Annotated in this window: 21 protein-coding genes and 1 tRNA gene; 12 read left to right on the top strand and 10 right to left on the bottom strand. The window is 62.1% G+C overall.

Annotated elements, in window-relative coordinates:
* The first annotated feature begins 1 nt into the window (after position 1).
* The 6 genes from ACIPZF_RS00370 (at position 2) to ACIPZF_RS00345 (ending at position 7,432) form a co-directional block, all read left to right on the top strand.
* Entirely contained in the window at positions 2-931 is a 930-nt protein-coding gene (locus tag ACIPZF_RS00370) for a hypothetical protein (protein WP_400794170.1), read from the top strand.
* Complete coding sequence (locus tag ACIPZF_RS00365) at positions 931-4,089, top strand: T6SS effector BTH_I2691 family protein (RefSeq protein WP_400794168.1); 3,159 nt, start codon at positions 931-933, stop codon at positions 4,087-4,089. Before ACIPZF_RS00370 ends, ACIPZF_RS00365 begins: the two co-directional genes overlap by 1 nt.
* 13 nt (positions 4,090-4,102) lie before the next feature.
* Entirely contained in the window at positions 4,103-4,894 is a 792-nt protein-coding gene (locus tag ACIPZF_RS00360; protein ID WP_400794167.1) for a DUF6708 domain-containing protein, read from the top strand.
* 148 nt (positions 4,895-5,042) lie between these two features.
* Positions 5,043-5,849 (top strand): DUF6708 domain-containing protein, encoded by an 807-nt coding sequence (locus tag ACIPZF_RS00355; protein WP_400794166.1) that lies wholly within the window; start codon positions 5,043-5,045, stop codon positions 5,847-5,849.
* A gap of 45 nt (positions 5,850-5,894) precedes the next feature.
* Positions 5,895-6,152 (top strand): PAAR domain-containing protein, encoded by a 258-nt coding sequence (locus ACIPZF_RS00350; RefSeq protein ID WP_400794165.1) that lies wholly within the window; start codon positions 5,895-5,897, stop codon positions 6,150-6,152.
* Positions 6,153-6,283: 131 nt separating this feature from the next.
* Positions 6,284-7,432 (top strand): M14-type cytosolic carboxypeptidase, encoded by a 1,149-nt coding sequence (locus ACIPZF_RS00345; RefSeq protein WP_400794164.1) that lies wholly within the window; start codon positions 6,284-6,286, stop codon positions 7,430-7,432.
* An 85-nt stretch (positions 7,433-7,517) separates the two neighbouring features.
* On the opposite strand, the gene ACIPZF_RS00340 is transcribed toward ACIPZF_RS00345, so the two are convergent.
* Genes ACIPZF_RS00340 through ACIPZF_RS00310 form a run of 7 tightly spaced genes read right to left on the bottom strand, consistent with a single transcriptional unit; the run spans position 7,518 to position 13,862 of the window.
* Positions 7,518-8,489, bottom strand: coding sequence for a spore coat protein U domain-containing protein (locus ACIPZF_RS00340; RefSeq protein WP_400794163.1), 972 nt, complete (start codon positions 8,487-8,489; stop codon positions 7,518-7,520).
* Positions 8,486-10,831: a fimbria/pilus outer membrane usher protein gene (locus ACIPZF_RS00335; RefSeq protein WP_400794162.1), complete on the bottom strand. Its 2,346-nt coding sequence runs from the start codon at positions 10,829-10,831 to the stop codon at positions 8,486-8,488. Before ACIPZF_RS00335 ends, ACIPZF_RS00340 begins: the two co-directional genes overlap by 4 nt.
* A 54-nt stretch (positions 10,832-10,885) precedes the next feature.
* A complete protein-coding gene (locus tag ACIPZF_RS00330; protein WP_400794160.1) occupies positions 10,886-11,662 on the bottom strand; it encodes a molecular chaperone in 777 nt (258 codons plus the stop codon).
* 39 nt (positions 11,663-11,701) lie between these two features.
* Complete coding sequence (locus ACIPZF_RS00325; protein ID WP_400794158.1) at positions 11,702-12,205, bottom strand: spore coat U domain-containing protein; 504 nt, start codon at positions 12,203-12,205, stop codon at positions 11,702-11,704.
* A 9-nt stretch (positions 12,206-12,214) separates the two neighbouring features.
* Positions 12,215-12,748, bottom strand: a complete 534-nt coding sequence (locus ACIPZF_RS00320; protein ID WP_400794157.1) for a spore coat U domain-containing protein — start codon at positions 12,746-12,748, stop codon at positions 12,215-12,217.
* A gap of 19 nt (positions 12,749-12,767) precedes the next feature.
* On the bottom strand, positions 12,768-13,304 hold the full coding sequence (locus ACIPZF_RS00315) for a spore coat U domain-containing protein (RefSeq protein ID WP_400794155.1): 537 nt from the start codon (positions 13,302-13,304) through the stop codon (positions 12,768-12,770).
* Positions 13,305-13,334: 30 nt separating this feature from the next.
* Entirely contained in the window at positions 13,335-13,862 is a 528-nt protein-coding gene (locus ACIPZF_RS00310) for a spore coat U domain-containing protein (protein WP_400794153.1), read from the bottom strand.
* Between the two features lie 262 nt (positions 13,863-14,124).
* Here ACIPZF_RS00310 and ACIPZF_RS00305 point away from each other — a divergent pair, with 262 nt between their 5' ends.
* Genes ACIPZF_RS00305 through ACIPZF_RS00295 form a run of 3 tightly spaced genes read left to right on the top strand, consistent with a single transcriptional unit; the run spans position 14,125 to position 19,274 of the window.
* Positions 14,125-16,395, top strand: coding sequence for an ATP-binding protein (locus ACIPZF_RS00305; RefSeq protein WP_400794151.1), 2,271 nt, complete (start codon positions 14,125-14,127; stop codon positions 16,393-16,395).
* 15 nt (positions 16,396-16,410) lie between these two features.
* Positions 16,411-16,872 (top strand): response regulator, encoded by a 462-nt coding sequence (locus tag ACIPZF_RS00300; RefSeq protein ID WP_400794149.1) that lies wholly within the window; start codon positions 16,411-16,413, stop codon positions 16,870-16,872.
* A gap of 14 nt (positions 16,873-16,886) precedes the next feature.
* Entirely contained in the window at positions 16,887-19,274 is a 2,388-nt protein-coding gene (locus ACIPZF_RS00295) for a response regulator (protein ID WP_400794147.1), read from the top strand.
* Positions 19,275-19,402: 128 nt separating this feature from the next.
* Here the strand turns inward: ACIPZF_RS00295 and ACIPZF_RS00290 are convergent.
* Positions 19,403-19,477: transfer RNA gene (locus tag ACIPZF_RS00290), tRNA-Gln, on the bottom strand.
* Between the two features lie 270 nt (positions 19,478-19,747).
* Between ACIPZF_RS00290 and ACIPZF_RS00285 the strand changes: the two genes are divergently transcribed.
* Positions 19,748-19,990 (top strand): hypothetical protein, encoded by a 243-nt coding sequence (locus tag ACIPZF_RS00285; protein ID WP_400794145.1) that lies wholly within the window; start codon positions 19,748-19,750, stop codon positions 19,988-19,990.
* Between the two features lie 104 nt (positions 19,991-20,094).
* Entirely contained in the window at positions 20,095-21,180 is a 1,086-nt protein-coding gene (gene zapE, locus ACIPZF_RS00280) for a cell division protein ZapE (protein ID WP_400794143.1), read from the top strand.
* Positions 21,181-21,186: 6 nt separating this feature from the next.
* On the opposite strand, the gene ACIPZF_RS00275 is transcribed toward zapE, so the two are convergent.
* Complete coding sequence (locus tag ACIPZF_RS00275; RefSeq protein ID WP_400794141.1) at positions 21,187-23,076, bottom strand: propionyl-CoA synthetase; 1,890 nt, start codon at positions 23,074-23,076, stop codon at positions 21,187-21,189.
* Between the two features lie 181 nt (positions 23,077-23,257).
* On the opposite strand from ACIPZF_RS00275, the gene ACIPZF_RS00270 reads away from it, so the two are divergent.
* Entirely contained in the window at positions 23,258-24,124 is an 867-nt protein-coding gene (locus ACIPZF_RS00270) for a LysR family transcriptional regulator (RefSeq protein ID WP_400794139.1), read from the top strand.
* On the opposite strand, the gene ACIPZF_RS00265 is transcribed toward ACIPZF_RS00270, so the two are convergent.
* Entirely contained in the window at positions 24,098-25,255 is a 1,158-nt protein-coding gene (locus ACIPZF_RS00265) for an HPP family protein (RefSeq protein WP_400794137.1), read from the bottom strand. The genes ACIPZF_RS00270 and ACIPZF_RS00265 overlap by 27 nt on opposite strands.
* Positions 25,256-25,513: the final 258 nt, after the last annotated feature.

Raw genomic sequence — 25,513 nt, 5'->3', positions numbered from 1 at the left:
CATGAACCTTGCCCACCTGAACGAACGTTTGAGCCAACATCGCGAGGCCAAGGAATTCAGTTACTTGTTGGTCGACCCAACTGCCGAGTGCGATCCTGACCACCCACTGGGCCTTGCAAGCCTCACCACTACGCTGGGACGTGAGGCTGTCACAAAAGTTGCACGTGGTGACTTGAACCATACGCCGCATCATTGGCCAGCACTGATCACGTTGAGTGGCTGCAGAGGAAAACCATGCGAATACATTGCCGCTAGTGCGAACTACGCAACGCATGAAACACACGCGCATAAGCGCTATATCTGCGCATGGTTACTCAGCGAACACTCTGCCGAGCGGGTGGCCGAACAGATCGCACAGCAGTGTCATGCTCTATCGCCTCGCGGTACAACGAGGGCCGCCCCTTGGTTTGAACCTACCCGCTTCGAGTTGCTGCATGCCGCGATGAACAACGCGGGAGCCCTGCTCGGGCCTATTCGCTGCTGGCTCTATCCAGACAGCAATGGTGGTTTCAGGTCCCTGGAAAGCCGGCCGGAGAGTGGCCAATTGGAGATACCGCAGATCGCCCAGGACGTCCAGCACATCGCACCGCAGGTAGTCCAGTTGCTCGCAGCCTGGCGCCGCTTGAACCACCTGCAACAAACCAATCCGCCCACTCGCCTCTCTGTTTCGCGCGCCCTCCCTACCCCCGCGTACGTTTTTAACCTGATCTTCGAAGCTCATCAGCGAGGCTTGTACGACCCTGCTGATGTTCATTGCCTGTGCCTGCACTTGTTGATGGTTCACCCAAGACTGCTGCTCCATCCCACCATTCAAGGCGACGTGGCAAACGCGGCTTCAGGCCAACAGCGCCTGGCTTCCACATTCGCTTCATATAACGACTCTGCATGGCAGCAGATCGTCGCCGCACTGCCACCCGCAAGGAGCTACTGATGAGCATCAGCCAAACCATCAGCATCGTCACGCAGGAAGAAATCCCCAACCCCTACGGCACCTGCAATGCCTGCGAGCGCTCCGGCCTGCCCATTCTGCTGTTGCGCGAGGCTTACGCGCCGCACCCGCAGGAAACCCAGTCTTACCGTGTTTCGCACGACAGCGAGATCACCTATGTACAGATGCGCACCAACCAGTTGCGAACACTGCGTCAGGGCTATGTCTACGTACTGTTAGACAAGGCGATCTGGCATGCCTATCAAGTGACCCCAGAGGGCGCGCTGCGCCGGTTCCCGGCTTCACAGATGCCATTGGCCGCAGGCAGGCCGCTGGCGGAAGCTTGCCGAACCCAGCATCACGATGTCGTCGCGTCCTTCATCAACATCGATACCCAACTGTTCAGCAAAGCCTGGCTCGCCTTCGCCAACGATCCTTGGCCGCGCGATGTACTTGACTGCTACCAGCAGGGCATCGTCAACGGCGAGGCCGACAGCACCGAGCGCTTCATCGAGCTCGACCTTGGCACAGCACGCAACGACCCCGGCAGCATTGGCATTGCCATGACGGAGACCGAGCTGGGGCTGAGCGAGGTGCTGGAATATGCAACGGCCCACACCGGCAAGTTCATCAGCGCCCACGGTTTTTACCCGCGCATAAGCCGCTCACTGGCTACCCGGAATCATGTGCGCACCATCATTCAGCAGGAAGCCTTGAACAACGGGGTATTGGCGCTGACCCTGCCCGACCCCGTCGGCATGGTCACGGAAGCCAACGCACAGCGCACGGACTTGGTCCGGGCCATGCAGGAGTGGCGCGCCGAGCCGCAGCGCCATTTCGAATATTTCACGTCCCAGGCATTGCTGGGCATTCGCGAACTGAACCAGGCCAGGGCCGCTGCCCAGGCGCTGGAAGATACCGAGCAGCATGCCAAGGACATCGAGCGCTGGAACGACAGCCCGATCAGCGCGAAGGTCTACATGCCTCCTGTAGATATAGAAGTGCAAGGCCAACGCGCCATCGAGCGCAAGCGTATTGAAGCGCGGGAACGCCTGGAGGAACGATACGACGAAACTGCGCGCGCGGCCTTCCAGCGTGCCTACGACAGCGAGCTTGACCATTGGCAATCGATGATTGATCAGGTTGGCGCCCAATACACCCATTTCTACGCGCAGCGCGCCTTTCAGCGCATCGGCCACTTCGACTACAGCGTCACCAATCTACTGTCAGCTGAATACTTCATCCGCATGTTGTCGGCCTGCCTCGCCGGCGGCCCTACCGAAGCGCCTCCTGCAGAAGATTCGCCACTCGGCGCCACGCAAGAGTTGTGGCAGCAACTGCTTGAAGACCCTAAAAGTCTCCTGTACCAAGCCTTGGTCGCCAAGCATCAGGATCTACTGTCGCAACTTGGAAAGGCCCTCATCGGCGACGACGCCTCCAAACTGCATGACACGATCAAAGGGATCCTGACCAGCCAGGACGGTGGAAGGCTGATGATCAAGCCGACGCAGGATGCGATCGGCCAGCTCCTTGCCGCCACCGCCAGCGCGGGTAACGCTTTGGGACAGCATATCTCCGGTGGAACCAAGAAGCTGATAGGCCACGCCCACAGCGCCGCCTTTCTATTGTTCGCCGGCCAACCTGTCACCCAGATCAAGGTCACGTTGACCCTCGGCGAATACCTGAGCGTGCTCAACGAAGCGCTGCAGGAACGTACCGACGCGTACCTCAGCCAACTGGAGGAACAGTTCCGCAAGCCCGCAGGGCGGAAGGTTCGGGCGATGGTGCTCAGTGGCGCCATTCATATCGCGTCCGCTGGCAACCGGAAGCAACTGGTAGATGTGGTGGTGTGGACGCTGGAGAGTGCAGAAAGCTTGCAGGCGCGTTTGAAGAATTTGCGCGAAAGTGCTGCAGGTGGTGTGGGCGAGTTGCTGCGTGAAGTTTCAATCGGCGAAGGGGCATTCCGAAACAGCGCAGTGCGCGCGATGGAGAGCGTCAAGCTGACCGCCGATGCGGCTCAGCAGCTGGCGAGTGACGGGTTTCGTGGGCTGCGCGGTGCCGCCTCCAATACAAGTGGGCCCGGTTTGTTACTGGCCCTGGGGAGCATCTGGCTTCACCAGGACAGCTTGCGAACTAATTATGAAAAGCTAGCGGACAACCCGCATATCCGTTCGGAACTTCTCGCAGCCATTGGCTCATCATCGTTGGGCGCGCTGGGGGCAGGCATTGAATCGGCAGGATTTGCAATTGAAATTCTAGCACCCAAGGCGGCCGCATCTGGAGTAGGCACCACCGTCACATTAGCCACAAGGATCGTTAGATATGGCAGCGCAATTGCAGCGCTTGCAAACATAGCAGATGCTAAGCAATTCACTCATGCAGCTATAAGAACCGCCAAACAAGGCGACGAAACATCATCTAAACTCTATACAGCGGCTAGTGTTGCAGCCTTTTTCGCAGCCGCTGCCGGCGTAGGTGCAGCGATTGCTGCCAGTACTCTTCTTGGCCCTCTTGGAGGTGTGATAATACTTGGAATGGCCGCTTACGCTGCAGCCACGCTTGCGAAACGGGAGGAATCAAAACAGCTGGAACTATGGGCTCGAAACAGTCGATGGGGAATTCCAACCAAGCACCAACAATGGGTCGAAGCGGAACAAGTTGACGACGCGATAGGCGCGCTAAATTCCGCAGCTCTTGGGATGGACGCCGATATATCGATTGCGGTTGATTTTCACTCACCCCACATTCAAGACGAGTCAGACTTACCATACCTGTTACTTCGCGATCACGCCTCCCTGCCGGCCGAATTAATATTGCAATACTCGTTTTCCCTTCCTCACTTCAACGCCACCTCATCATATTGCGAATGGAAAATCACACTTTACCAAACCAATTCTAAGGCGATATTACTCTCCTCTAACAGCAGCAACCACCAAATCAAGTCTTCCAGTGAAGCCCATAGAATATTCACCCAAATCCGCCTACCTGATCCGACACCCAGATTCGATGAAAAGCGTGAGACTCTTAACATTCGCGGCAATCTTAAGTTGCGAGAGAACCATGACATTCGAGCTCTAGAGCTGTCCCTGAAATACTGGCCCGACCAAAGCGACAATCAAGGATACGCAAAAATCACAATCAAAAAAGACAAGCTCTCCTAATAGGAATAATCTAATGACTCGACCTCTACTGGATCCACCATGCGTAGGCTGGAGGGAAGACTTATCATTACCTAATGAAACTCCAAACACAACACCATCGCTTGGGGGCATGACACCAAACCATATCGATTCTATATACTTAGAAATCTCAAGACAAACCGCCATATTAAGGAACTTATATTTCCTGATAGTAATAGGAGTAGCACTCACTGGACCTCCAATTCTAATCATATTAGCAGAAAGCCTTTCCAGCCAGCACATAGGCATCTCTGCAGTATTCTTCTCACTCCTACTGAATTACATATGGTGCCTAACATACGGCCTGAAACTAAGTGCGCTACCTCCACGCGACGAACCCATTAGATTCAATAGAGCAAGAAAAAAGATTTATGCCTACAATTACATATATTGCTGGTGGAACCCTTTCGAAAAAACCAGAGTGACTCCAACCAGTTACGATTGGCTCCAGGTAAGGGCCGAACGCTGGGCGCAGAGCGGAGCACTACCTGACGGCGGGCTGATCTTCAAATGTGGGGTAGTACTATCAATCATTCGTCCAGGAACAACTGAGGTGATAGACCGATTTCATCTTACGACGATGGGCGCAGATGAGCATGCCTGGTCGTATATATGTACCTACATGCAAGAAGGCCCTTCTGCACTTCCCCCTCCCGGTGAACCGAAGGACCACAACGATGTACTTTGGTGTGAGTTCGCCTCACGCCTGGCTCCGAAAGTAGCTTGGCCTAGTGAAATGGACCTTGAGTCAAGGTCTGCCAAGGAGGCAGATTTGAGTAATGCTTGATGCGAAAAGTACTATGCCATCAGTACACAAGAGCCCTGACACTCCAGCTTGGCACTCTTTTCAAATACTGACTCGATAAACGCGAAATTCTCAGCGCGCGCAAAAACGCAATCAAATACGGCGACATTTACCCTGCAGGAGAATCGCCATGGCTCAACCTCTACTACATCCCGCCTGCGAAGGCTGGCGAGAAGACTTGGCATTACCCACTGAACCGCCCAAAACCGTCAGTTCACTTGGAACCCTCAAGCCTAACCATCTGGATCAAATATATCTGGAAACGCCAAGAACCAGGGCCATCCCACGAGATAGCTACTTGTTAATGGCCCTGTGCCCGATTTTGACCGCCCCCGCACTACCATTCCTATTATCAGTAGCGCTTACAAAGGGAGACGACGAAGCCTCAGCACTCATATACCTCATTTCGATATTTTACATCTGGTGCATTGCCCTGTGCCTGAAACTAAGCTTCCTACCTCCACGCGACGAACCCATTCGATTCAATAGGGCAAGGCAAAAGATTTATGCCTACAAATTCACCTACGAGCCGTGGAACCCTTTTGTAAGATGGCGGGCAGTCCCCGTTGCCTACGACTGGTCTCAGGCAAGAGCTGAGCGTTGGTCGCAGCATTCCAACGGGAGAATGACATTTACAGTCGGCGTCATGCTGTCAATCATTAGGCCCGGCACAACTAAAGTGATAGACCGCTTTCATCTCACGACCAACGCCGCAGATGAATACGCCTGGGCATTTATCTGCTCCTACATGCAAGGTGAACCCTGCGCGTTAGTCCCTGCGCAAGAGCCCGACGCCCACAACGACCTGCGCTGGTATCAATTCCCCTATCGCTTGGCCCCCAAAGTCGTCTGGCCCCCTGAAATGGACCTGGAATCAAGGACTGCCCCAGATCCAGAAGCTGCTGTAGCGCTCGATAAACAGAGCATTCAGCACTGACCCGCCTGCGGCAACTTTGGCAACCACAATACTCAAGGAACACTAATGCCCCCCATCGTCCTGGTCGGCCACCTCCACGACTGCCCCCTCCACGGCAAAACTACTGTCATCACCGGCGCCCCCTCCACCTGTGTCAACGGCAACCCCATCGCCCGCATCGGCGACAAGATTTCCTGCGGCGCCATCATCGAAACCGGTGCCAGCCACCTGCTCATCGAAGGCAGCCCCGCTGCCCGTGTCGGTGACACCACCAGCCATGGCGGTACGCTGATCGAAGGCGACGCCAGTTGGTTGGTCGAGTGATCTGCCCCCTTCACTAGGCTCTGCCTGAAAAGCCTTGCCTCGGAATGCTCATTTACAACCAGTAAACTCCGCTTCCTCGACTGTTCAAGCGGTGTACAGTACCCCCACAACAATGCCCAAGGAGCCCGCCAATGACCGTGACGCTGCCCCCCCTGCAGATCACCTGCGATTTCGATTCCGGCAACATCCAGGTGCTGGATGCCGGCAACCCGGCTCAGGTTCACCTGGCCATCCGCCCGGATACCCACAGCGGCCACTTCCAGTGGTTCCACTTCAAGGTCAGCGGCCTCACCCCAGGCCAGGTCCACCGCTTCAGCCTGGACAACGCCAGCGAGTCTTCCTACAAGAATGCCTGGGCGGGGTACAACGCCGTGGCGTCCTACGACCAGAAGACCTGGTTCCGTGTGCCCAGCCAGTTCGATGGCAAGGCCCTGGCCTTTGAAGTGAAGGCCGAGCAGGAGCAGATCTGGTTCGCCTACTTCGAACCCTACCCGCGCGCACGCCATAACCAACTGATCGAACGTGCTCAGCAGATCGAAGGCGTCGAGTTGTTGGCCCATGGCCGCAGTGTCGAGGGCCGTGACATTCCACTACTGCGTGCAGGCGATGGCGCAGCGGGCAAGCGCAAGCTGTGGCTGATCGCTCAGCAGCACCCGGGTGAACACATGGCCGAGTGGTTCATGGAGGGTGTGATCGACCGGCTGCAGGCCAATGACGCAACTGTTCAAGCACTGCTGCAAAAAGCCGATCTGTACCTGATTCCTAACATGAACCCCGATGGCGCCTTCCACGGTCATCTGCGCACCAACTTCAAGGGCAAAGACCTCAACCGGGCCTGGCAGGATGCAAGTATCGAGCTGAGCCCAGAGGTGTTCTTTGCCCAGGCGCAAATGAAGCAGTATGGGGTTGATGCGTTCATCGATGTGCATGGGGATGAGGAAATTCCGCATGTATTCACGGCGGCGTGTGAGGGGAATCCGGGGTATACACCGCGGTTGGCCAAGTTGGAGGAGCAGTTCCGCACTACCTTGTGCAGCGTAACGCCGGACTTCCAGACGAAATATGGCTACACCCGCGACGAGCCTGGCCAGGCCAACACGACGCTGGCGTGCAATGCGGTGGGTATGGCGTATGACTGCTTGTCGCTGACCTTGGAGATGCCGTTCAAGGATCATGATGATGCGCCTGACCCAGTTACTGGCTGGTCGGGGGAGCGGTCGAAGGCGCTGGCCGGAGCGGTGTTGGAGACGTTGCTGAAGATGGTTGGGGATTTGCGCTGATCAGGGTCGGCCTCTTCGCGGCTGAAGCCGCTCCCACTGGGGGCCCCGATGAGCCCGCTAAAGAGGCCGGCACAGCAGACCAACGTCAAAACTGCACATCAAGAATCACATTGTCGGTATAGGTCGTGGCCGGTGGTGTCGCCTGGTCGGTATAGACCTTGGCGTTGTAGTTGAACACCTGGCTGCCGGTCCCGGTGCCCGCCCCTGGGTTCACATCGGCATCGCTGCTCGACCGCCGCGCGCTGCTCACCGAGCCCCAGCGCACGGCTCCGGCACTCTTGAAGATGTCGTAGGCCAGGTAATTGTTGGCCGCCGATTTCATCCGCCGCCGCCCGCCCGATACGTTCTGGCCGTCATCCAGCCCCACCGTGTAGTTGCTGCCTTTGGTGCACGACAGGCTGACGCTCTGGCTCACCGTGCCGAACCCGGCCACCACCGGTGCACTGCCGAAATTGATATTGGGCGTGGTGATCTGGCAGTCGTTGCTCACCGTCAGCGTCACGGTCAGCGACTGGCTGCCTGAACCGATGTCGCGCCCCAGGCAGATGGCGCCGATGCCGATTCCCGAGCAGTAGTTCCAGCTCCACGCCACCGTCAGCGTCTCCTGGTACACACCCGCCGCCACGTTGCTGCCGATCTGGGTGCGCAGGTACAGCGGCACGGCTTTGGGCGTGGTGCCGTTGAGCAGGCCCAGCAGGTCGAGGATGCCATTGCGGGCGAAGTCGAAGGCCACGCCACGGGTAATCGGGTAGCTGGTGCTGTTGTCCGCGTAAAGCGTATAGCCGATCACATCGCCGGTCGGGCCCACCAGCCCCGCCGTGCTGGAGGTGATGGTGGCATAAAAGTGATCACCGGAACTGAGCAGGCTGAGCAACGATCCCGTGCACTGAAGCCCCGAGTTGGTGGTCGAGGCGGTCTGCACCGTGGTCCGCACCAGCGTCGAGTTGATGGTGCCGAATCCTGCAGGCAACGTCGGTACAGACGCGCACAACGCCCACACCGAACTTGCCGGCAGCCAAAGCATGGCGCCCCATAGCCCGCGGCGTAAAGCTTTCATCGGCACACCAGCGGGCCGATCAATGGGATCGAGCCCTCCGCCTCTGGCATTTCGAACTCGACCTGGCACTGCCCTCCCCCCTCCAGCTCGACCTGCAAGCGGTTATGCGGCGACAGGTTCTCCAGGTACACCAGACCATCCCAGCCGACCACCGCCTGGCTGCCACTCTCCTGGTGGGTAACTTTGCTGCCCAGCTTGAGCGGCTGCCGATTGCCATCGACCAATTCAAGGCTCGCCGCCAGCACGCGCTTGAGCGGGAATTCCAGCAGGTAGCCACTGCCACGGCGCACCGCGACACGTTGTTCGACATTCGGCGCCAGCACGTCGGGCGGCAGGTCCATGGGGTCGATCTCGTATTTCCCTCGGTAGTACCCGCTGCTGTACGGCACCAGCAAATGGCCACCCTTGTCGGTGCGCCCGATCTCCTGGTTTTCATAGCGCACCGGCACATCGGCATAGCCGTTGGTACTGACCACCACGAAAGCATCGTCGATGCGGTTGGCGGCAAACACGCCAGCATCCATCCACACCAGTGAGCCGCTGGCGTCGGCCCAGCGGGTCATCTCACCGCTGGTGCCGTACACGCCGGCCTGCAGCTGCACCGATTGCAGGCGCCAGGTAGCGTCGGCCTGGCGGTAGGCATCACGGTCGCCACCGGTGGCGTAACCCAGGTTGTAGCCCACACCGCCCGCCACCGGCACCGCGCGGCTGTAGTTGACCCGTTGCAGGTTTTCGCCGTCCTTGCTGCGCTCCATGCTCACGGCCAGGGTGCCGCTGAAGTCGATCGGGATCACCAGCTGCGCCTGCACCGCCCACTGGCTGTCACCGACTTCGCGGTTGGCCGACAGGTACAGGCTGCTGTTGCCCCATAGCGGCTTGCTCCAGCTGAGGTTGACCAGCCGGGTGCGCGTGCCGTCGCCAGCGCGCACATCGAAATAGCCGGCACCCAGGCTGCCGAAGCGGTCGAGGTTGAGGCTCAGGGTGACCTGCTCGCTGCGCTGGCTCAATTGAATCTCGGGGCTGTCGACACGGCTCAGGTCGGCATAGTCGCCGTGGCGTTGCAGGCGCTGGTAGCTGAAGCCAATGCGCTGGCTGTTGTACTGATAGCCGAGGGCGACCTGATGGCCCTTTTCGCCGTCGAACTGGCTCTGCGCCAGTGCCGTGTTGAGCACCCCGAAGTTACCCAGGCGCACGTTGCCACCGAGGCCGCCGAGCAGCAGCGATTCGGCCGTCTCGACATGGCTTTCCAGGGTGAAGAAGTCGCTGACACCATGGCGCAAGCTGGCCGAGGCCACGCCGGGGCCATAGCTGAAATCGCGCACGGCGTAGTCACGCCGCAGGCTGCCCGCGGCCACCGTAAAGTCGGACAGGCCCTTTTGCAGCAGGCTGCTGGTAACGTAGAACGGCAAAGTGGTGGACACCTGGCGACCGAGGGCGTCGGTGGTCACCACCACGGCCTCACCGGCACCATTGATGAAGGGCACATTGGTCAGTGTGTAGGGGCCGGGTTGCAGCTCGGTGCTGCTGGATTTGTAGCCGTTGATGAACAGATCCAGCGACGTCGGCACCGCTGCCTCACCAGCGAAGGCCGGAAGCGGATACGTGACCAGGTCCGGGCGTGCGGCAAAATCGCGTGACAGTTGCAGGCCGCCCACACGCACCGAGCTTGTCCAGGGCAAGGCACCGGTGACAAAATCGCCGGCCTCGTAGGTCAGCAGGCGCTGCTCGTCGGTGAAGCGCCAGGTAGTGTCGTAGCGCAGGAAACCCTGACGGCTGTCGTCGGTTTGCGCACCGTTGAACGATTGGCGCCACTGGCCGGTGGTGGCGAAGGTGCCCCAGCTGTCGAACAGGCGCAGCTCGTTCCAGGCGGCCAGGTAAGTGCCGCCATCGTCGGTGTCGTTGAGGTACAGGTCGTAGTTGAACAGCGCGCCGAAACTGCTGCGCGCGTCGCTGGCCGGGTACAGGTTGCGATCGCCGACCTGTTGGTCCGGCAGCCATGCCGGCGGCACTTGCAGCAGCAGGCGCTGGTTCTGGCTGTCGTAGTCGGTGTGCAAGCCGTCTACGCCATCCAGCGCCACCTCGCCCTGGGGGGCACCTGGCACGGCGATGCCGGCGGCGCGCAGCACTTCGCTGTCCAGATACAGCCGCCCGGCCCGTTGCTGCACGGGCACCAATTCAGCTCTGGGCACCTGGTTCACCAACAGGTCGAGGTACAGCGTGGCGTCGGCGATGGCGGCGGTTTCGGTGGGCGGCGGGGGCAGGTCGTCGGCCACAGCCAGGCCGGGGCCGATCACGGCCAGCCCCAGGCACCAGCGGCGCGTCGCCCGCGACAGCCATTTCACACACGGATTCCGACCATTGCCGGGTCCTCCCTGGCCCATCATTCAAGAAAGGGCTCATTGCCCTTGCCGGATCGCTTCGGCCGTTTCCTGGCCGTTCACCCTCCCTTTCAACACGCCGCTGCTGCTCGGTGCCACGGGGGCCGGCCAGCGCATGCTGGCGCCGGGCAGCACGTAGCCGAGCAAACCTTCGGCCAGCGGCTTGGCCTGGCTGCCCTGTTGCACCACCACGTCGGTCAGGCGGGCATGCACCGGGCCGCTGTTGCGCAGTTCTACATACGGCTTGCCCTGCACCATCACCGGGCGCCAGCTCAGCTGCGGTTTGCCCACGCCACTGGCATTGCGTTTACCTTCCGGGTCCGGCTTGCCCCACAAGCCCTCGCCATAGACGAACAGTGGCACCGAGTAACGCATCTGCAGGCGAATGGCTGCTGTGGTGCCCTGGCTGGCGTTGTCGGTGGGTAGTGGCGATGGGATTTCATCGATGATGATGCGGTAGGCCTGTTCCTGGCCCGCCGGTGAGCTGCCGGTGCGGGTCAGGCGGATCAATTGCTTCTGACCCGGGGCGATGGTGGCGACTGGCGGGCTGCCGATGATCTCGCGCTGGGCCTGGAACTGTTCCTGGTAGTCGCCCTGACGCCAGGCGAACACCCGCACCTGCAGGCTGGCCGGGGCCGTGCCGCGGTTCTCCAGCCACAACGCGCCGGCCTTCTGGTCAGCCTCCAGTACCGGGTCGATCGGCCAGATCAACACCGAGGTCGCCGCCCCCACCGGCAGGCTCGCCAACAGCAACAACCCGATCAAACCCTGCGCCCACTTCGCGCCTGCCCACATACCGCTCTCCTTGCTCGATTGTCTGAGTGCCCGGTTGTTTCACCAGGTCACCGCCACTTGCACCACATCGGTGTAGGTGCCCGCCGGCAGCAGGCCAGTCAGCTGCGTACGGCCATACACCGACAGCTTGATCGCCGCCGGGTTACTGGTGTTCAGGGCTACGCTCTGGCCGACTGCGATGTTCTGGCTGTACGCCGCGTCCTGGTAAAGCTGATACGCCAAGACCTGGGTGCCGCCGCCGCGCTTGAGGTAGCGCGTGCCGCTCACGCCGTTCTGGCCAGCGTCCAGGCTCATGCTCAGGCTCACGCCAGGGGTGCACTGGAAAGTCACCGTGGTGCCGCCCAAGGCGGTACTGAGAATGCCGGTCGACAACGCCGACTGCGTGCCGTAATTGAGCACCCCATAGCTGGTGACACCGCCGACCACCAGGCAGCCCGCGGCGATCGTCGCCGAGACCTGGAACGTGCTGGTGGTCGCGGCATCCAGTGGCGGCGCCAGCAACACCCCAAGCCCGGTCAAGCAGCCGTACATCCAGCTGCGCATGGCGGCGGCTCAGAACGACAGCTCGACGGCCACCGTGTCGGTGTACACCCCGGCCGGCAGGCCTGCCTTGCCGCGTGCCTGGCCATAGAGGTTGACGGTCTGCGCCACGCCCGTGCTGGTCGGCAGCGTGATGGTGCCGTCGATTGCCAGCAACTGAGTGCGCCCGGTGTCGGTATAGAAGTCATACGGCACGAAGTTGCCGGCACCGTCAGCCAGTGCCCGCGTGCCGCCGCTAGAGGCGCCATCATGGGCCCCTGCCCTTACGCGGATCGCTGGTACCGTGCCTGCCGAGCAGAGGATGCTCATGGCACCGCCACCACCGCCCAGCACCTGGCCGTTGGCGGTGGTGAACAATGCCTCCTGGGTACCGAAGCTGAGGGTACCGAAGTTCAACCCCGAGGTGCCCGTGCTGCCATTGACCTGGCAAGCCGAAATCAAGGTCAGGGTCGAGCTGATGGTCCCGGTCACTGTGGCGGCCTGGGCGTGGGATGCCAATGCCAGGCCGAGGCCAGCGAGGATGCAATGGGTGAGGTTCGTTCGCATCGGAGTCTCCTTGCGTTGATTACCAGTCCAGGGTCACTCTCAGGGTGTCGCGGTACAGCCCGGCCGGCAGCGAGCGCGGTTGCGCCACCACCACGCCGTAGATGGGAATCGGGATCTGATCGGTGCTGCTGATGGTGAAGGCGCGGGCCTGGCCGATGCCGTAGCGGCTGTTGCCACCCGGGTCGACGGCCAATTGATAGGGGATCATTTCGCGGCCATTGCTCAGCCGGCGCACGCCATCGCTGCCGTTCATGCCGGCATTGATGCGCACGTTGAAGGCCCTGACCTGGGGCGTGCAGCTGATCTGCAGGCTACCCTCGCCGCCTGCCTCGTCGACCCGCGTGCGCAGTGGCTGGTCCCAGTTCGGGCCGCGCTGGCCGAAGTCCATCAACCCAGGATTGCCGAGGGTGGCGGGCGGCTGGTCGCCACTGCTGATCTGGCAGGCCGCACTGATGACCAGGCGCGCCTGGATGAATCCGGTGGTGGTGCCGTGCGCCGTGCCAGCGGGCAGCAGCAGCGGGCCAAGGCTGAGCAGCAGGAGCGAAGTGCGGTTCATGGCATGACGTCCTTGTGCATGGCGGCCTCGCTACCAGGTAACCGTGATTTTGACCAGGTCGGCGTACTGCCCGGCGCGGGGCACCCAGGCCATCTTGTCGATTCGCGCGTACAATGGCAGCTCGACCGTGCCGCTGTCCGGCACACGGGCGGCATGTGCTTCACCCACGGTAACAGGCTCGCGCCAGGCTGCGTCGCGGTACAGGCGGTAGGGAATCGGCCGGGCCTTGGCATCGCTACTGGCGAGGAACCGCACCTCCCCCACGCCCCCATGCTGGCCACCGTCCACCCGCACCTGGTAAGGGGTATCGGGATTGCACTCCAGGCGCGGAGGACGACGATTGAGCAGCACACCGCTCAATGGCGCACCCGGACCGTCCAGGCGAGCAGCCTCACCCAGGTCGATTTGCCCCAGGGCCTGTGCGCCCGCATCGCGTTGCTGGTTGACCAGCATGCAGCCCCGCTGCACCAGGACCCGTACCTCGACGAGGAAGTCCGCCGCCACGGCACTGCCGCTCAACAACAGGCCCAACAGCGCGGCCAGAAAGCGTTCCGTCACTTCATGTTCCTTGTTCCTCTATGCTGAATTTCAGCGTAGCAGCCAGTTGCAAGGCCGTGATGGCTGGGTGCCATTCTTTTGTGCTAACGACAAAGCGCTAGCGGCCTATGAAAAATCCTCGACAAATTCGCTGCGCGCAGCGAACCCCTGAACATTCAGCGCCTCCAATGGCCAGGGGCCGGCAAACCAGTGCACATTCTGTTACGGTACACCTCGACCATCGAGCCGACCGTAGACGCATGCGCGCCATGCATGGACGAACATGACAGGAGCGTATCCATTGACGACCGTAGACATCGCCTTCGCCGAAGCCGTGGAACGCTGCGCCCAGGAGCCGATCCAGGTCCCAGGCAGCATCCAGCCCCATGGTTTCCTGCTGGTGCTGGACGAGCAGAACCTGCGCATCCTCCAGGCCAGCGCCAACGTCGAAGGCTGGCTGGGCGTGCCGGCCCAGGAGCTGGTGGGCTGTACCTTCGCCGACGTGGTCAGCGACAGCTTCGACCTGCGCGCCCAGCTCGAGCGCTTGCCCAGTGACGACGTCTTCCCGTTTCACATCGGCGATGTCCGCCTGCGCGCGGGCGCGCCCAGCAACGACAGACTGCGCCTGCTCACCCACCGCCATGACCAGGTGCTGATCGCCGAGTTCGAACCCTTGCGCCAGGCCCCAGGCATTGCCGACCAAGGCGACTACTACCCGCTGGTACGCGGTTTCGTCAGCAGCCTCAACAATGCTGGCAGCCTGGAAGAGCTGCTGCAGCAGACGGTGCTGCAAATCAAGCGCATCACCGGTTTTGGCCGGGTCAAGGCCTATCGCTTCGATGCCGACGGCAATGGCCAGGTGCTCGCTGAAGTGGCCGACGACGGCTACCCGCGCTACCTCGGCTTGTGCTTCCCAGCGGCCGATATCCCACGCCAGGCCCGGGAGCTGTACCGGGTCAACCGCATCCGCGTGATCGAGGATGCCAATTACCAGGCCTCGCCGCTGGTGCCCGCCGCCAACCCGCGCACCGGCAAGCCGCTGGACATGACGTTCGCCGCCTTGCGCAGCGTCTCGCCGGTGCACCTGCAATACATGCGCAACATGGGCACCCTGGCCTCGATGTCGTTGTCGATCGTGGTCGACGGCCAGTTGTGGGGCCTTGTTTCGTGCCACGATCAACAGCCCCGCCCGGTCGAACTGCGCACCCGCACCGCCTGCGAGCTGCTGGCCAGCGTGTTGTCGCTGCAGATCGAGTCGCGCGAGTCCCATGCCAGTACGCGCAAGCTGCTCGACCTGCGCCAGCACATCGTGCGGATGATCTCGTCCATGGCCGACCACGACAGCGTCAGCGACGGCCTGCGCGCCTTGCCCGAAGTGCTGCTGGCATTTGCCGGGGCCAGCGGCGCGGCCGTCATTTCCGCCGAACGTTGCGACTTGATCGGCCAGACGCCACCTGCCGCGCAGGTCACCGCCCTGGTGCACTGGCTGGGCCAGCGGGAGGACGAAACGGTTTTTTACAGCGACAACGTGCGCCGCGACATCGACGACCTGCCTGAACTGGCCGGGCACGCCGGTGGCGTGCTGGCCGTGGCCATCTCGCAGATCCACTCGCATTACCTGCTGTGGTTCCGGCCCGAGCAAGTGCGCACCGTCAACTGGGCCGGCAAGCCGGACAAGCACATCGGCCCGCAAGGCGCGCTCAACCCCAGGCACAGCTTCGAGCACTGGCAAGAGCAGCTCAGCGGCTACTGCGAGCCCTGGGACCCGCTGATGATCGAAGGCGTGAACGAGCTGCGCACCGCAGTGCTGGGGATCGTGCTGCGCAAGGCTGAAGAGCTGGCGCAACTGGCCAACGAGCTGCAGCGCTCGAACAAGGAACTCGAAGCGTTCTCCTACAGCGTGTCCCACGATTTGCGCGCGCCGTTACGCCATATCGCCGGCTACACCGAGCTGCTTGGCGAGATCGAAGGCCAGGGCTTGAGCGAACGCGGCCGGCGCTTTCTCAAGCACATCGAGGAGGCAGCGCAATTCGCCGGCAGCCTGGTCGACAACCTGCTCAACTTCTCGCAGATGGGACGCTCGGCGCTGCGCTTGTCGGATGTCGACCTCAACGCCCTGGTCGAAGCCATCCGCCAGGAGCTGGCCCCCGACTATGAAGGACGCGAGATTGTCTGGGATATCGCACCACTGCCGAAGGTGTTCGCCGACCCGGCGTTCATCAACCTGGCGCTGCACAACCTGATCGCCAATGCCATCAAATACACCCGTGGCCGGGAACCTGCGCGCATCGAAATCGGCGCGCGCCTGCATGCAGGCGAAACGGAGGTCTATATTCGCGATAACGGTGTCGGTTTCGACATGGCCTACGCCAACAAACTTTTTGGCGTGTTCCAGCGTCTGCACCGCATGGAAGACTTCGAGGGCACCGGAATCGGCCTGGCCAGCGTACGTCGCATCATCGAGCGCCACGATGGCCAGGTTTGGGCCAAAGGCCAGGTCGATCAGGGCGCCAGTTTCCATTTCACACTTCCCCGTAACCCAGCGAACACCTGAGGCACCCGAATCATCATGCTAAAACCTATCCTGCTGGTCGAAGACAACCCCCGGGACCTGGAGTTGACCCTCCTGGCACTGGAACGCAGCCAGTTGGCCAATGAAGTCATCGTCCTGCGCGACGGTGCCGACGCCCTCGACTACCTGCTGCGCCGCAACGCCTACGCTGATCGCGACGACGGCAACCCGGCAGTGCTGCTGCTGGACCTGAAACTGCCCAAAGTCGACGGCCTTGAAGTGCTCAAGGCAGTGCGCACCACCGCCGAGCTGCGCAGCATCCCGACGGTGATGCTGACCTCATCGCGCGAGGAGCCCGACCTGTTGCGCGCCTACGAGCTCGGCGTCAATGCCTACGTGGTCAAACCCGTGGAATTCAAGGAATTCGTGGCGGCGATTTCCGACCTTGGCGTGTTCTGGGCCGTGCTCAACGAACCCCCGCCCGGCTCGCTGCGCCTGAACCGGCGTGGCAGCAACTGAGGCCCGCCGCGAAGATGCAGCCAACGCCGCTTAAATTGTTGATGGTCGAAGACAGCTCGCTGGATGCCGAGCTGACCTTGCTGAGCCTGGAGCGCAGCGGGTTGCACGTGCAATCGCGGCTGGTGTTCGACCACATCGCGGCCGAGCACGCCCTGCGTGAGGCCAGCTATGACCTGATTCTCTGTGACTGTGTATTGCCTGGCTCATCGGGCACCGCGGTGCTGGCCATCGCCCAGCGCCTTGCGCCGGACACGCCGTTCATCTACCTCTCGGGCATCTACGGCGAAGAGCACGCCGTGGAAATGATCCGCCTGGGCGCCACTGACTATGTGCTCAAGAAAAACCTGCCGCTGCTGCCCAAGGCCGTGCGCCGGGCGTTGACCGAGGTGCAGGAGCGCCAGCGTCGGCGCCGCGCCGAGGAGGCGCTGGCGGATCTCGAGGCACGTGCGCGCATCGCCATTGATGCGGCCGGCATGGGCACCTGGGATTTTCGCCCGCATGAAGGGCGGCTGGTCTGGGACGACCGCTGCAAGACCTTGTTCGGCCTGCCCGTCGACACCGAGATGACCCTTGAGGTGTTCTATGCCGGCATCTACCCAGACGACCTGCCCCGTGTGCGTGACGCCGTAGAGTTCGCCATGCGCCCGGACAGCGATGGCCTGTACCGGGTCGAATTCCGCATTGCCCAGCCCAATGGCCGTGAGCCACATTGGTTGCTCAGCAGCGGCCAGTGCCAGTTCGTCAACGGCCAGTGCACGAGATTTTCCGGTGTCTTGCAGGACATTCACACCCAGCGCCTGGCCACCCAGGCGCTCAAGCAACTCAACGAGATGCTCGGCGAACGGGTCGAGCGCCGCACCCGCGAACGCGACCGGGCCTGGGAGCTGTCCCAGGACTTGCTCGCCGTACTCAACAAGGACCTTACCCCGGTTGCCTTGAACCCGGCCTGGGAGGCGAGCCTGGGCTTGTCCCGCGAACGCCTGAGCCAGACCTCGCTGTTGCACTTGCTGCCCGAGCCGGACCAGGAGTCGCTGCTGACCGAGCTGGCCGCCCTCGCCCATGGTCGCACCAGTGCCCGCTTCGTCGGCCGCATCCAGCATGCCGGTGGCCAGTTGCGCTGGCTGTCCTGGGTTGTGGTACCGGAAGACACGCTGCTCTATGTGGTGGCGCGCGACATCACCAGCGAACGCGAAGCTTCCCTGGGCCTGGCCGAAGCCAATGACCGCTTGCGCGAACAGATCACCGAGCGCGAGCGGATCGAGGCGGCGTTGCAGCAAATGCAGAGACTGGAGGCGGTAGGCCAACTGACAGCCGGGGTCGCCCACGACTTCAACAACCTGCTGACGGTCATCCTCACCGGCGCGAGCTTCCTGGAGCGTGACCTGGGCAAGGGAGACCTGGACAAGGCCCGCAGTCGCTTGACGCATATTCGTGAAGCCGGCGAGCGTGGCGCCAAGCTGACTTCGCAACTGCTGGCGTTCTCCCGCCGCCAGCGCCTTGAGCCGGTGCCGCTGAACATGAACCGCACCCTGACCGGCCTGGAGGAATTGCTGCGTCGGACCTTGGGCGGCAGCATTTCCGTGCGCCTGGACCTGGACCACAGCCTGTGGCAAGCGCTGACCGACCCTACCCAGACCGAAATGATCATTCTCAACCTGGCGATCAATGCCCGCGATGCCATGCCCGAAGGCGGCCAGCTGACGCTCGCGACCCGCAACACGCGGATCAAGGCCCGTCCACAACGTCCAGAAGACCCCGAGCCCGGCGAGTATGTGATGCTGAGCATCCGTGACACCGGTTGCGGCATGAGCGAAGAGGTCGTGGCCAAGGTATTCGAGCCGTTCTTCACCACCAAGGACATCGGCAAAGGTTCTGGCCTGGGCCTGGCCCAGGTGTTCGGGTTTGCCAAGCAATCAGGCGGAGGGGTACGCATCGAGACCCAACCAGGCCACGGCACGCAAGTGGCCGTGTACTTGCCGGCGGTGAAGCATGAGCTGGCGGCCGAGCCGGTTGCCCCGGTGGCCTCTCAGGCGATCAGCGACAGTGGCCGCGACCGCACTGTGCTGCTGGTGGATGATGACCATCTGGTACGTGACATGCTCGGCGATGTGCTGCGCCTGTATGGCTATCAGGTGCGCCAGGCGCACAACGGCGAACAGGCGCTGGCGCTGCTGGATGACGGTATCGACTTGTTGCTCACTGACTTTGCCATGCCCGAATTCAATGGCGCACAGCTGGCGCTGGCGGCGCGCGAACGGCATCCGCGGTTGCCGGTGGTGTTTCTCACCGGGTATGCGGAGTTGCAGGGGCTGGAGTTGCCAGACAGTTTGGTGATGCAGAAGCCGGTGCAGGCTGAAGAGTTGGCGCGGGTGCTGGATGAGCTGCTGCGGGTGGCCAGGTAGTTTTGCATTGTTTGCACCGGCCCCTGTGGGAGCGGGCTTGCCCGCGAAAGGGCCGGCACAAACGACAGAAACGACAAAACCCAGCGCCGACATAATCTGCACTGAATTAAGAAATGGTGTTTGAAAAATGGCAGGGGCGGCTGGATTCGAACCAACGCATGGCAGGATCAAAACCTGCTGCCTTACCGCTTGGCGACGCCCCTGTATCGGATGCAGCGTGAGCTGCTCTGACAATTCCAACTGAGTGACAACTGGGTTGTTGTCTTGGAATGCGCGGCACTTTAACAACATTCTTTCAACCTGGGAACCCCCTGACGCAAAAAAAATGCTTTAAAACAGCAAGTTAGTGTTTTTCACCTGGTCCAATGCGGTCTCGAGCAACCACCCGTCGTTTTTCCGCCGCTTCGCTTTAACAGATTGGCATTCCTTCCTTCCAATCAGATAAGCGATCTGCTTCGACCAAGGAGGATGCCATGCCCGTTTCCCACGACCTGTACCAGGACCTGCATTACCCCCGCGAAATCGTCCAACAGCGCCGCCAGCAGGACAAGACCCTGGACCGTCTGCTCGACGAATACATCGATATCGACAACCAGGTGCTCGCTGCCGAATCGATCTCGGCGGGTAACTTCCAGGATGACGACCTGCGCCAGCTCAAGGAGCGGCGGCTGACCGTCAAGTACATGATCGAGCGCCAGCTAGAGCGCAAAAGCTGAATTATCGCGGTAGCCGATCGATGCGCAGCAGTTTTTGCGTTGGTCAAAATGGCCGAGCTGGGGCAAGCTGCACCCTGCCCTCTTTCGCCCAAGGAGCTTCGCGTTTGTCAGCCTGGATTCCTACCCCACTGCGCCAGCTCGGCCTGCGTCGGCGTGCTGCATCCTCCAACAACAGCGAACTGCTCAGCTGGTTCGAAGACAAGGCCCGCAGCCGTGGTTATCAGCTCAGCGATGGTCAGCGACGTGTCATCCACAGCATGGCCGAACAACTGGCGCGGCTGCCGGATGGCGAGCCACGCAGCCTGTACCTTCATGGCTCGGTAGGCCGAGGCAAGAGCTGGCTGCTCGACGGTTTCTTCCAGGCGATAGCGGTCGAGGCCAAGCAGCGCCTGCACTTCCATGACTTCTTCGCTCGCCTGCATCAGGGGATGCACCGTCATCGGTTGTTGGACGATGCGCTCGGCGCGACCTTGGACGAATTGCTGGGCGACTGCCAGGTGCTGTGCTTCGACGAATTCCATGTGCATGACATTGGCGATGCCATGCTGCTCACCCGCCTGTTCACGGCGTTGTTCGAGCGTGGCATCTTCGTCCTGGTGACCTCCAATTACGCGCCCGAAGGGCTGCTGCCCAACCCGCTGTACCATGAGCGTTTCTTGCCGGTGATCCGCCTGATCAACGGCCGGATGGAGGTACTCGAGGTCGGCGGCGACACTGATTTTCGCAGCTTGCCGGCCAACCGTGAGCATCAGCGCTTTACCCAGGGGCACTATGTGTGGCCGGGCGCCGCGGTGCAGCGCCAGGCCTTGAATGTGCCCGCCACGCAACCGGTTTTTCTGGAAGTGAACAAACGCAAGCTGCGGGCGCTGGGAATCAGTGACAGCCAGGTGATGTTCGCCTTCGATGACCTGTGCGAGCAGCCCACGGCGGTGATCGATTATCTGCAGCTTGCCCAGCAGTACGACACCTGGGTAATCGATGGGCTGGATGACCTTTCGGAATGTTCTTTGGCGGCGCAGCAGCGCTTCGTCAACCTGGTCGATGTGCTGTATGACCAGGACCGGCAGGTGACGGTGATCGGGCGCAGGCCACTGGAAAAAAGCCTGGGCGGGGCGATTGCCGACTTGATGCGTACTCGCAGCCGGTTGGGGCAGTTGCATCAGGTAGGGCCTAACTTGCCCCGCGAATAGGCCAGTTCAGCCAGCCCTGGGCAAATCCGCCAGCACCGCCTCGATCTCCCCCAATACCGCCGGATCATCCAGGGTCGACGGCGGCACATAATCCTGCCCATCGGCAATCTTGCGCAGCACCGCCCGCAAGATCTTCCCCGAGCGGGTCTTGGGCAACCGCTTCACCAACCGCACCCGGTTGAAACACGCCAGCGCACCGATCTCCTCGCGCACGCTGCCCACCAGTTCGACCAGCAACTGCGACTCGCCGATGCCCTCACCATCCTTGAGCACCACCAGCGCCAGCGGCACCTGCCCTTTGATCTCGTCATGCACACCGATCACCGCGCACTCGGCAACCGCCGGATGGCGCGCCACCAGGTCTTCCATCTCGCCGGTGGACAGGCGATGGCCAGAGACGTTTATCACATCATCGGTGCGGCCCATGATGTAGACGAAACCCTCGTCGTCCAGATAGCCACCGTCGCCGGTGTGGTAATAGCCCGGATAGGTACGCAGGTAAGCCTGCAGGTAGCGCTCGTGGTCACCCCACAAGGTCTGGCTGCAACCAGGCGGCAACGGCAGGGCAATGACGATCGCGCCCTGATGGTTCGGGCCGAGCAAATGCCCGTCGTCATCCAGCACGCGTACGTGATAGCCCGGCACTGCGCGGTTGCTTGACCCTGGCCGCGCCGCGCTGCCTGGCAGGCCGACGCAAGGCGCAGTCACCGGCCAGCCGGTCTCGGTCTGCCACCAGTGGTCGTGCACCGGCTTGCCGCTGACCCGCTCCAGCCATTCATGGGTGCTGGAGTCGAGCTTCTCCCCGGCCAGGAACAGCTGGCGCAGCGAGCTCAGGTCATGCCGGGCGATCAGTTCGCCGTCCGGGTCTTCCTTGCGAATCGCCCGCATGGCGGTCGGCGCACAGAACAGCGCATTGACCTTGTACTGCTCGACCACGCGCCAATAGGCCGAGGCATCCGGCGTACGAATCGGCTTGCCCTCGTAGAACACCGTGGTGCAGCCGCTCATCAGCGGCCCGTAGACGATCAGCGAATGGCCGACCACCCAGCCGACATCGGAAATTCCCCACCACACATCCCCGGCCTGCATGCCATAAATGTGGCGCATCGCATAGCAGAGCGCGACCGCGTTGCCGCCGTTTTCTCGGACGATGCCCTTGGGTTTGCCGGTAGTGCCGGAGGTGTACATGATGTACAGCGGATCGGCGGCATCCAGCTCCACCGGCGGCACCGGCTGAGCACGCGTCAGCGCTTCCTGCCAGTCCAGGTCACGACCGGCCTGCAACTGGGCGCGGGCCTGGGGCCGTTGCAGCACCAGAACATGACGCGGCTGGTGGCGCGCCAGCTGCAGGGCGCGGTCGACCAAGGGCTTGTACTCGATCACCCGGTCGAACTCCAGGCCGCAGGAGGCCGTCAGCAGCAGGGTCGGCCGCGCATCGTCGATCCGCAACGCCAGTTCGTTGGCGGCAAAACCGCCGAACACCACCGAATGCACCGCCCCGATCCGCGCGCAAGCGAGCATGGCCATGGCCGCCTGGGGCACCATGGGCATGTAGATGATCACCCCATCCCCTTTGCCCACACCCAACTGGCGCAGCAGGCCCGCCAGGCGCGCCACTTCGTCACGCAGTTGGTTGTAGGTGAACCCCTGCTGCACACCCGTCACCGGCGAGTCGTAAAGCAATGCCGTCTGCTCGCCACGGCCCAGTTCGATCTGCCGGTCCAGGGCCAGGTAGCAGCTGTTCAAGCGCCCGTCGGCGAACCATTGATGGGTGCCGTCGGCGTTTTCCTGCAAGGTCAGGGTCGGTTTGCGGTACCAGGCCAGGTGTTCGGCCTGTTCGGCCCAGAAGGCGGCGGGGTCGGCAATGGAATGGGCGTAGCTGTGCTGGTAAGTCATGTCGAGGGCAACCCGGTACTTGTTGTTATTGAAGGGCGAATCTTGAGTATGGACCGCCACGCCGGGCCCGCCATGGGACTAAAGTCACAACCCATATGCACATTTGCAGAGAACGCCAATTGCGCCCCATAACGGTGCAAAGGCTCTAGAATAGGCGCCCTTTTCCACCACCGAGCAGCCCATGGATATCGATCAGGCCCGAACCTTTCTGGAAATCGTGCGTAGCGGCAGCCTGGTCGCCGCCGCCGAGCGCCTGTTCGTCTCGCAAACGGCGATCACGGCCCGCGTGCAGCGCCTCGAACAGCAACTGGGCTGCCAGCTGTTCGTCCGCAGCCGCAACGGCGCCAGTCTGACCAGCGACGGCGAAGCCTTCGTCAGCTATGCCAACCAATTGGTGCAGACCTGGGAGGCGGCGCGCCGCGACCTGCCATTGCCCGAGGGCTGCCAGCAGGTGCTGCACGTGGGCGCCGAGGTCAGCCTGGGCAACCCGATACTGCTCGACTGGGTCAGCGCTCTGCACCGTGAACTACCCACGCACGCCATCCGCAGCGAAGTCAGCGACGGTGAATCGTTGCTGCGCAAGGTGGAAATGGGCCTGCTCGACGCCGCGCTGGTGTATCAGCCGACCTATGGCCCGGGGCTGCAGGTGGAGCAGTTGATGGAAGAGAAGCTGATCCGCATTCGCCGGGTCGATCAGCCCGAACCGTACATCTACATCGACTGGGGCGAAGCCTTCCGCCGCCAGCACGACGCCGCCCTGCCCGACTGTGCGCGCCCGGCGCTCAGCTTCAACCTCGGGCCACTGGCCTTGCAGTTCATTCTCGACCAGGGCGGCAGCGGCTATTTCCGTACTCGCGTGGTGCAGGCTTACCTGGACAACGGTGTGTTCGAGCGGGTGACGCAGGCGCCGGAATTCACCTACCCGACCTTCCTGGTGTACCCGCGCAAGCGCGACAGCGAGGCCCTGCAACAGGCCTTCGCGGTGTTGCGCCGGCTGGTGGCCGCCGGCGCCAGCGACTGGTCACAACGCTGGGACCCGCTGATCTGAAACGCTGCCGGCGGCGCTGAGCAACTGGCGCTTGAGGCCGGCGATGAGGTCGGTCTGGGTGATCACCCCCACCAACTGATCGCCGTCGAGCACCGGCAAGCAATGCAGGCCCTGCTCGCACAACAGCGGCAACAGTCGCTCAAGCGGGTGCTGGCTACCGACACTGATCACCCGCCGGCTCATCACCTGCTCCATGCGCACCGCCTTGCGACCGAACAGCCCACGCCAGCTGAACTGGCCACGCTGCATGGCCGGGCCGACCAGGTCGCTGAGGCTGACGATGCCCACCAGCTTGCCCTGCTGCAATACCGGCAAGGTTTTCAGGTGATGGCTGTCGAACATTTTCCAGGCTTGCTCCAGGGTGGTGTCTGGCGAGGCGAACTGCACATCGCGGGACATCACCGAGGCGGCGGTGATACCCCCGAGGCTGCGCTTCAGGGCCTGCTGCTCGGTAGCCTGGATGATGCGCTCCAGTTCGTCGCGGGTGACGTCCACGTACTCACCCAGCTCTTTCAGAGCCTGGTCAAGGTCCGCGCCGCTGACCCCGACGCGCTCGCTGGGCAACGGGTCGTGGGTGTGGTGCAGGTCTTTGCGCGGTGCTGCACCCTTGGGGTAGCGCACGCCGGTCAGGCGGTTGTACACCACCGCCACCGCTACCAGGATCAGCGCATTGAGCAGGACGGGCTCGAGCAGGTGATCACCCAGCGCCGTCAGCCCCGAGTCGGCCAGCACCGCGCTCACCGCCACACCACCACCAGGCGGATGCAAGCAGCGCAACAGGCACATCACCAGGATCGAGATGCCCAACGCCGCAGCCGCGACCCACAGCTCAGGGCCGAAACCTTCGCGCATGCCCAGGCCAACCACGCCGGCCAGGGCATAGCTGCCCAGCACCGGCCACGGCTGCGCCAGCGGCCCGGAGTGCACGGCGAAGACCAGCACGGCAGACGCCGCCAGCGGACCCAGCAGGTGCAAGGCAATGCCGGGGCCGTAGGCCAGGCTGGTCAGCCAGCCCGCGAGAAACAGGGCGAGCAGAGCGCCGATTCCAGCACGCAACCATTGTTTGGGGGGAATATTCAGCGGCGCCGGCAACAGCCGCTGCAGACGACTTTCGGAACGCAAGGCAGACATTTAAGTAATCGTGGTCATGTTTTTTTAGTTAAAAAGAAAGCCCAGCCGGATTGGCCTGGGCCCTTAGGGGCTCCGTCCGTGGAGAGATGGAAACCGCAGGGTTTCGTGAGGGGATTGTGCCGGTAGGCGGCGGGCTTGGGCCAATTCAAAAAAATGCGGCTGTACTGCAATTTTTTTGCAGTGGGAGCGGCTTTAGCCGCGAAGCAGGCGACGCGGTGGGTGGCACCGGCTGCGCCGGTGATCGCGGATGAATCCGCT

The sequence above is a fragment of the Pseudomonas sp. NPDC089752 genome, assembly GCF_044748725.1.
Classification (GTDB): domain Bacteria; phylum Pseudomonadota; class Gammaproteobacteria; order Pseudomonadales; family Pseudomonadaceae; genus Aquipseudomonas.
Note: the sequence above shows the minus strand (reverse complement) of the source record. Positions and strands in the feature narration are given on the sequence as shown.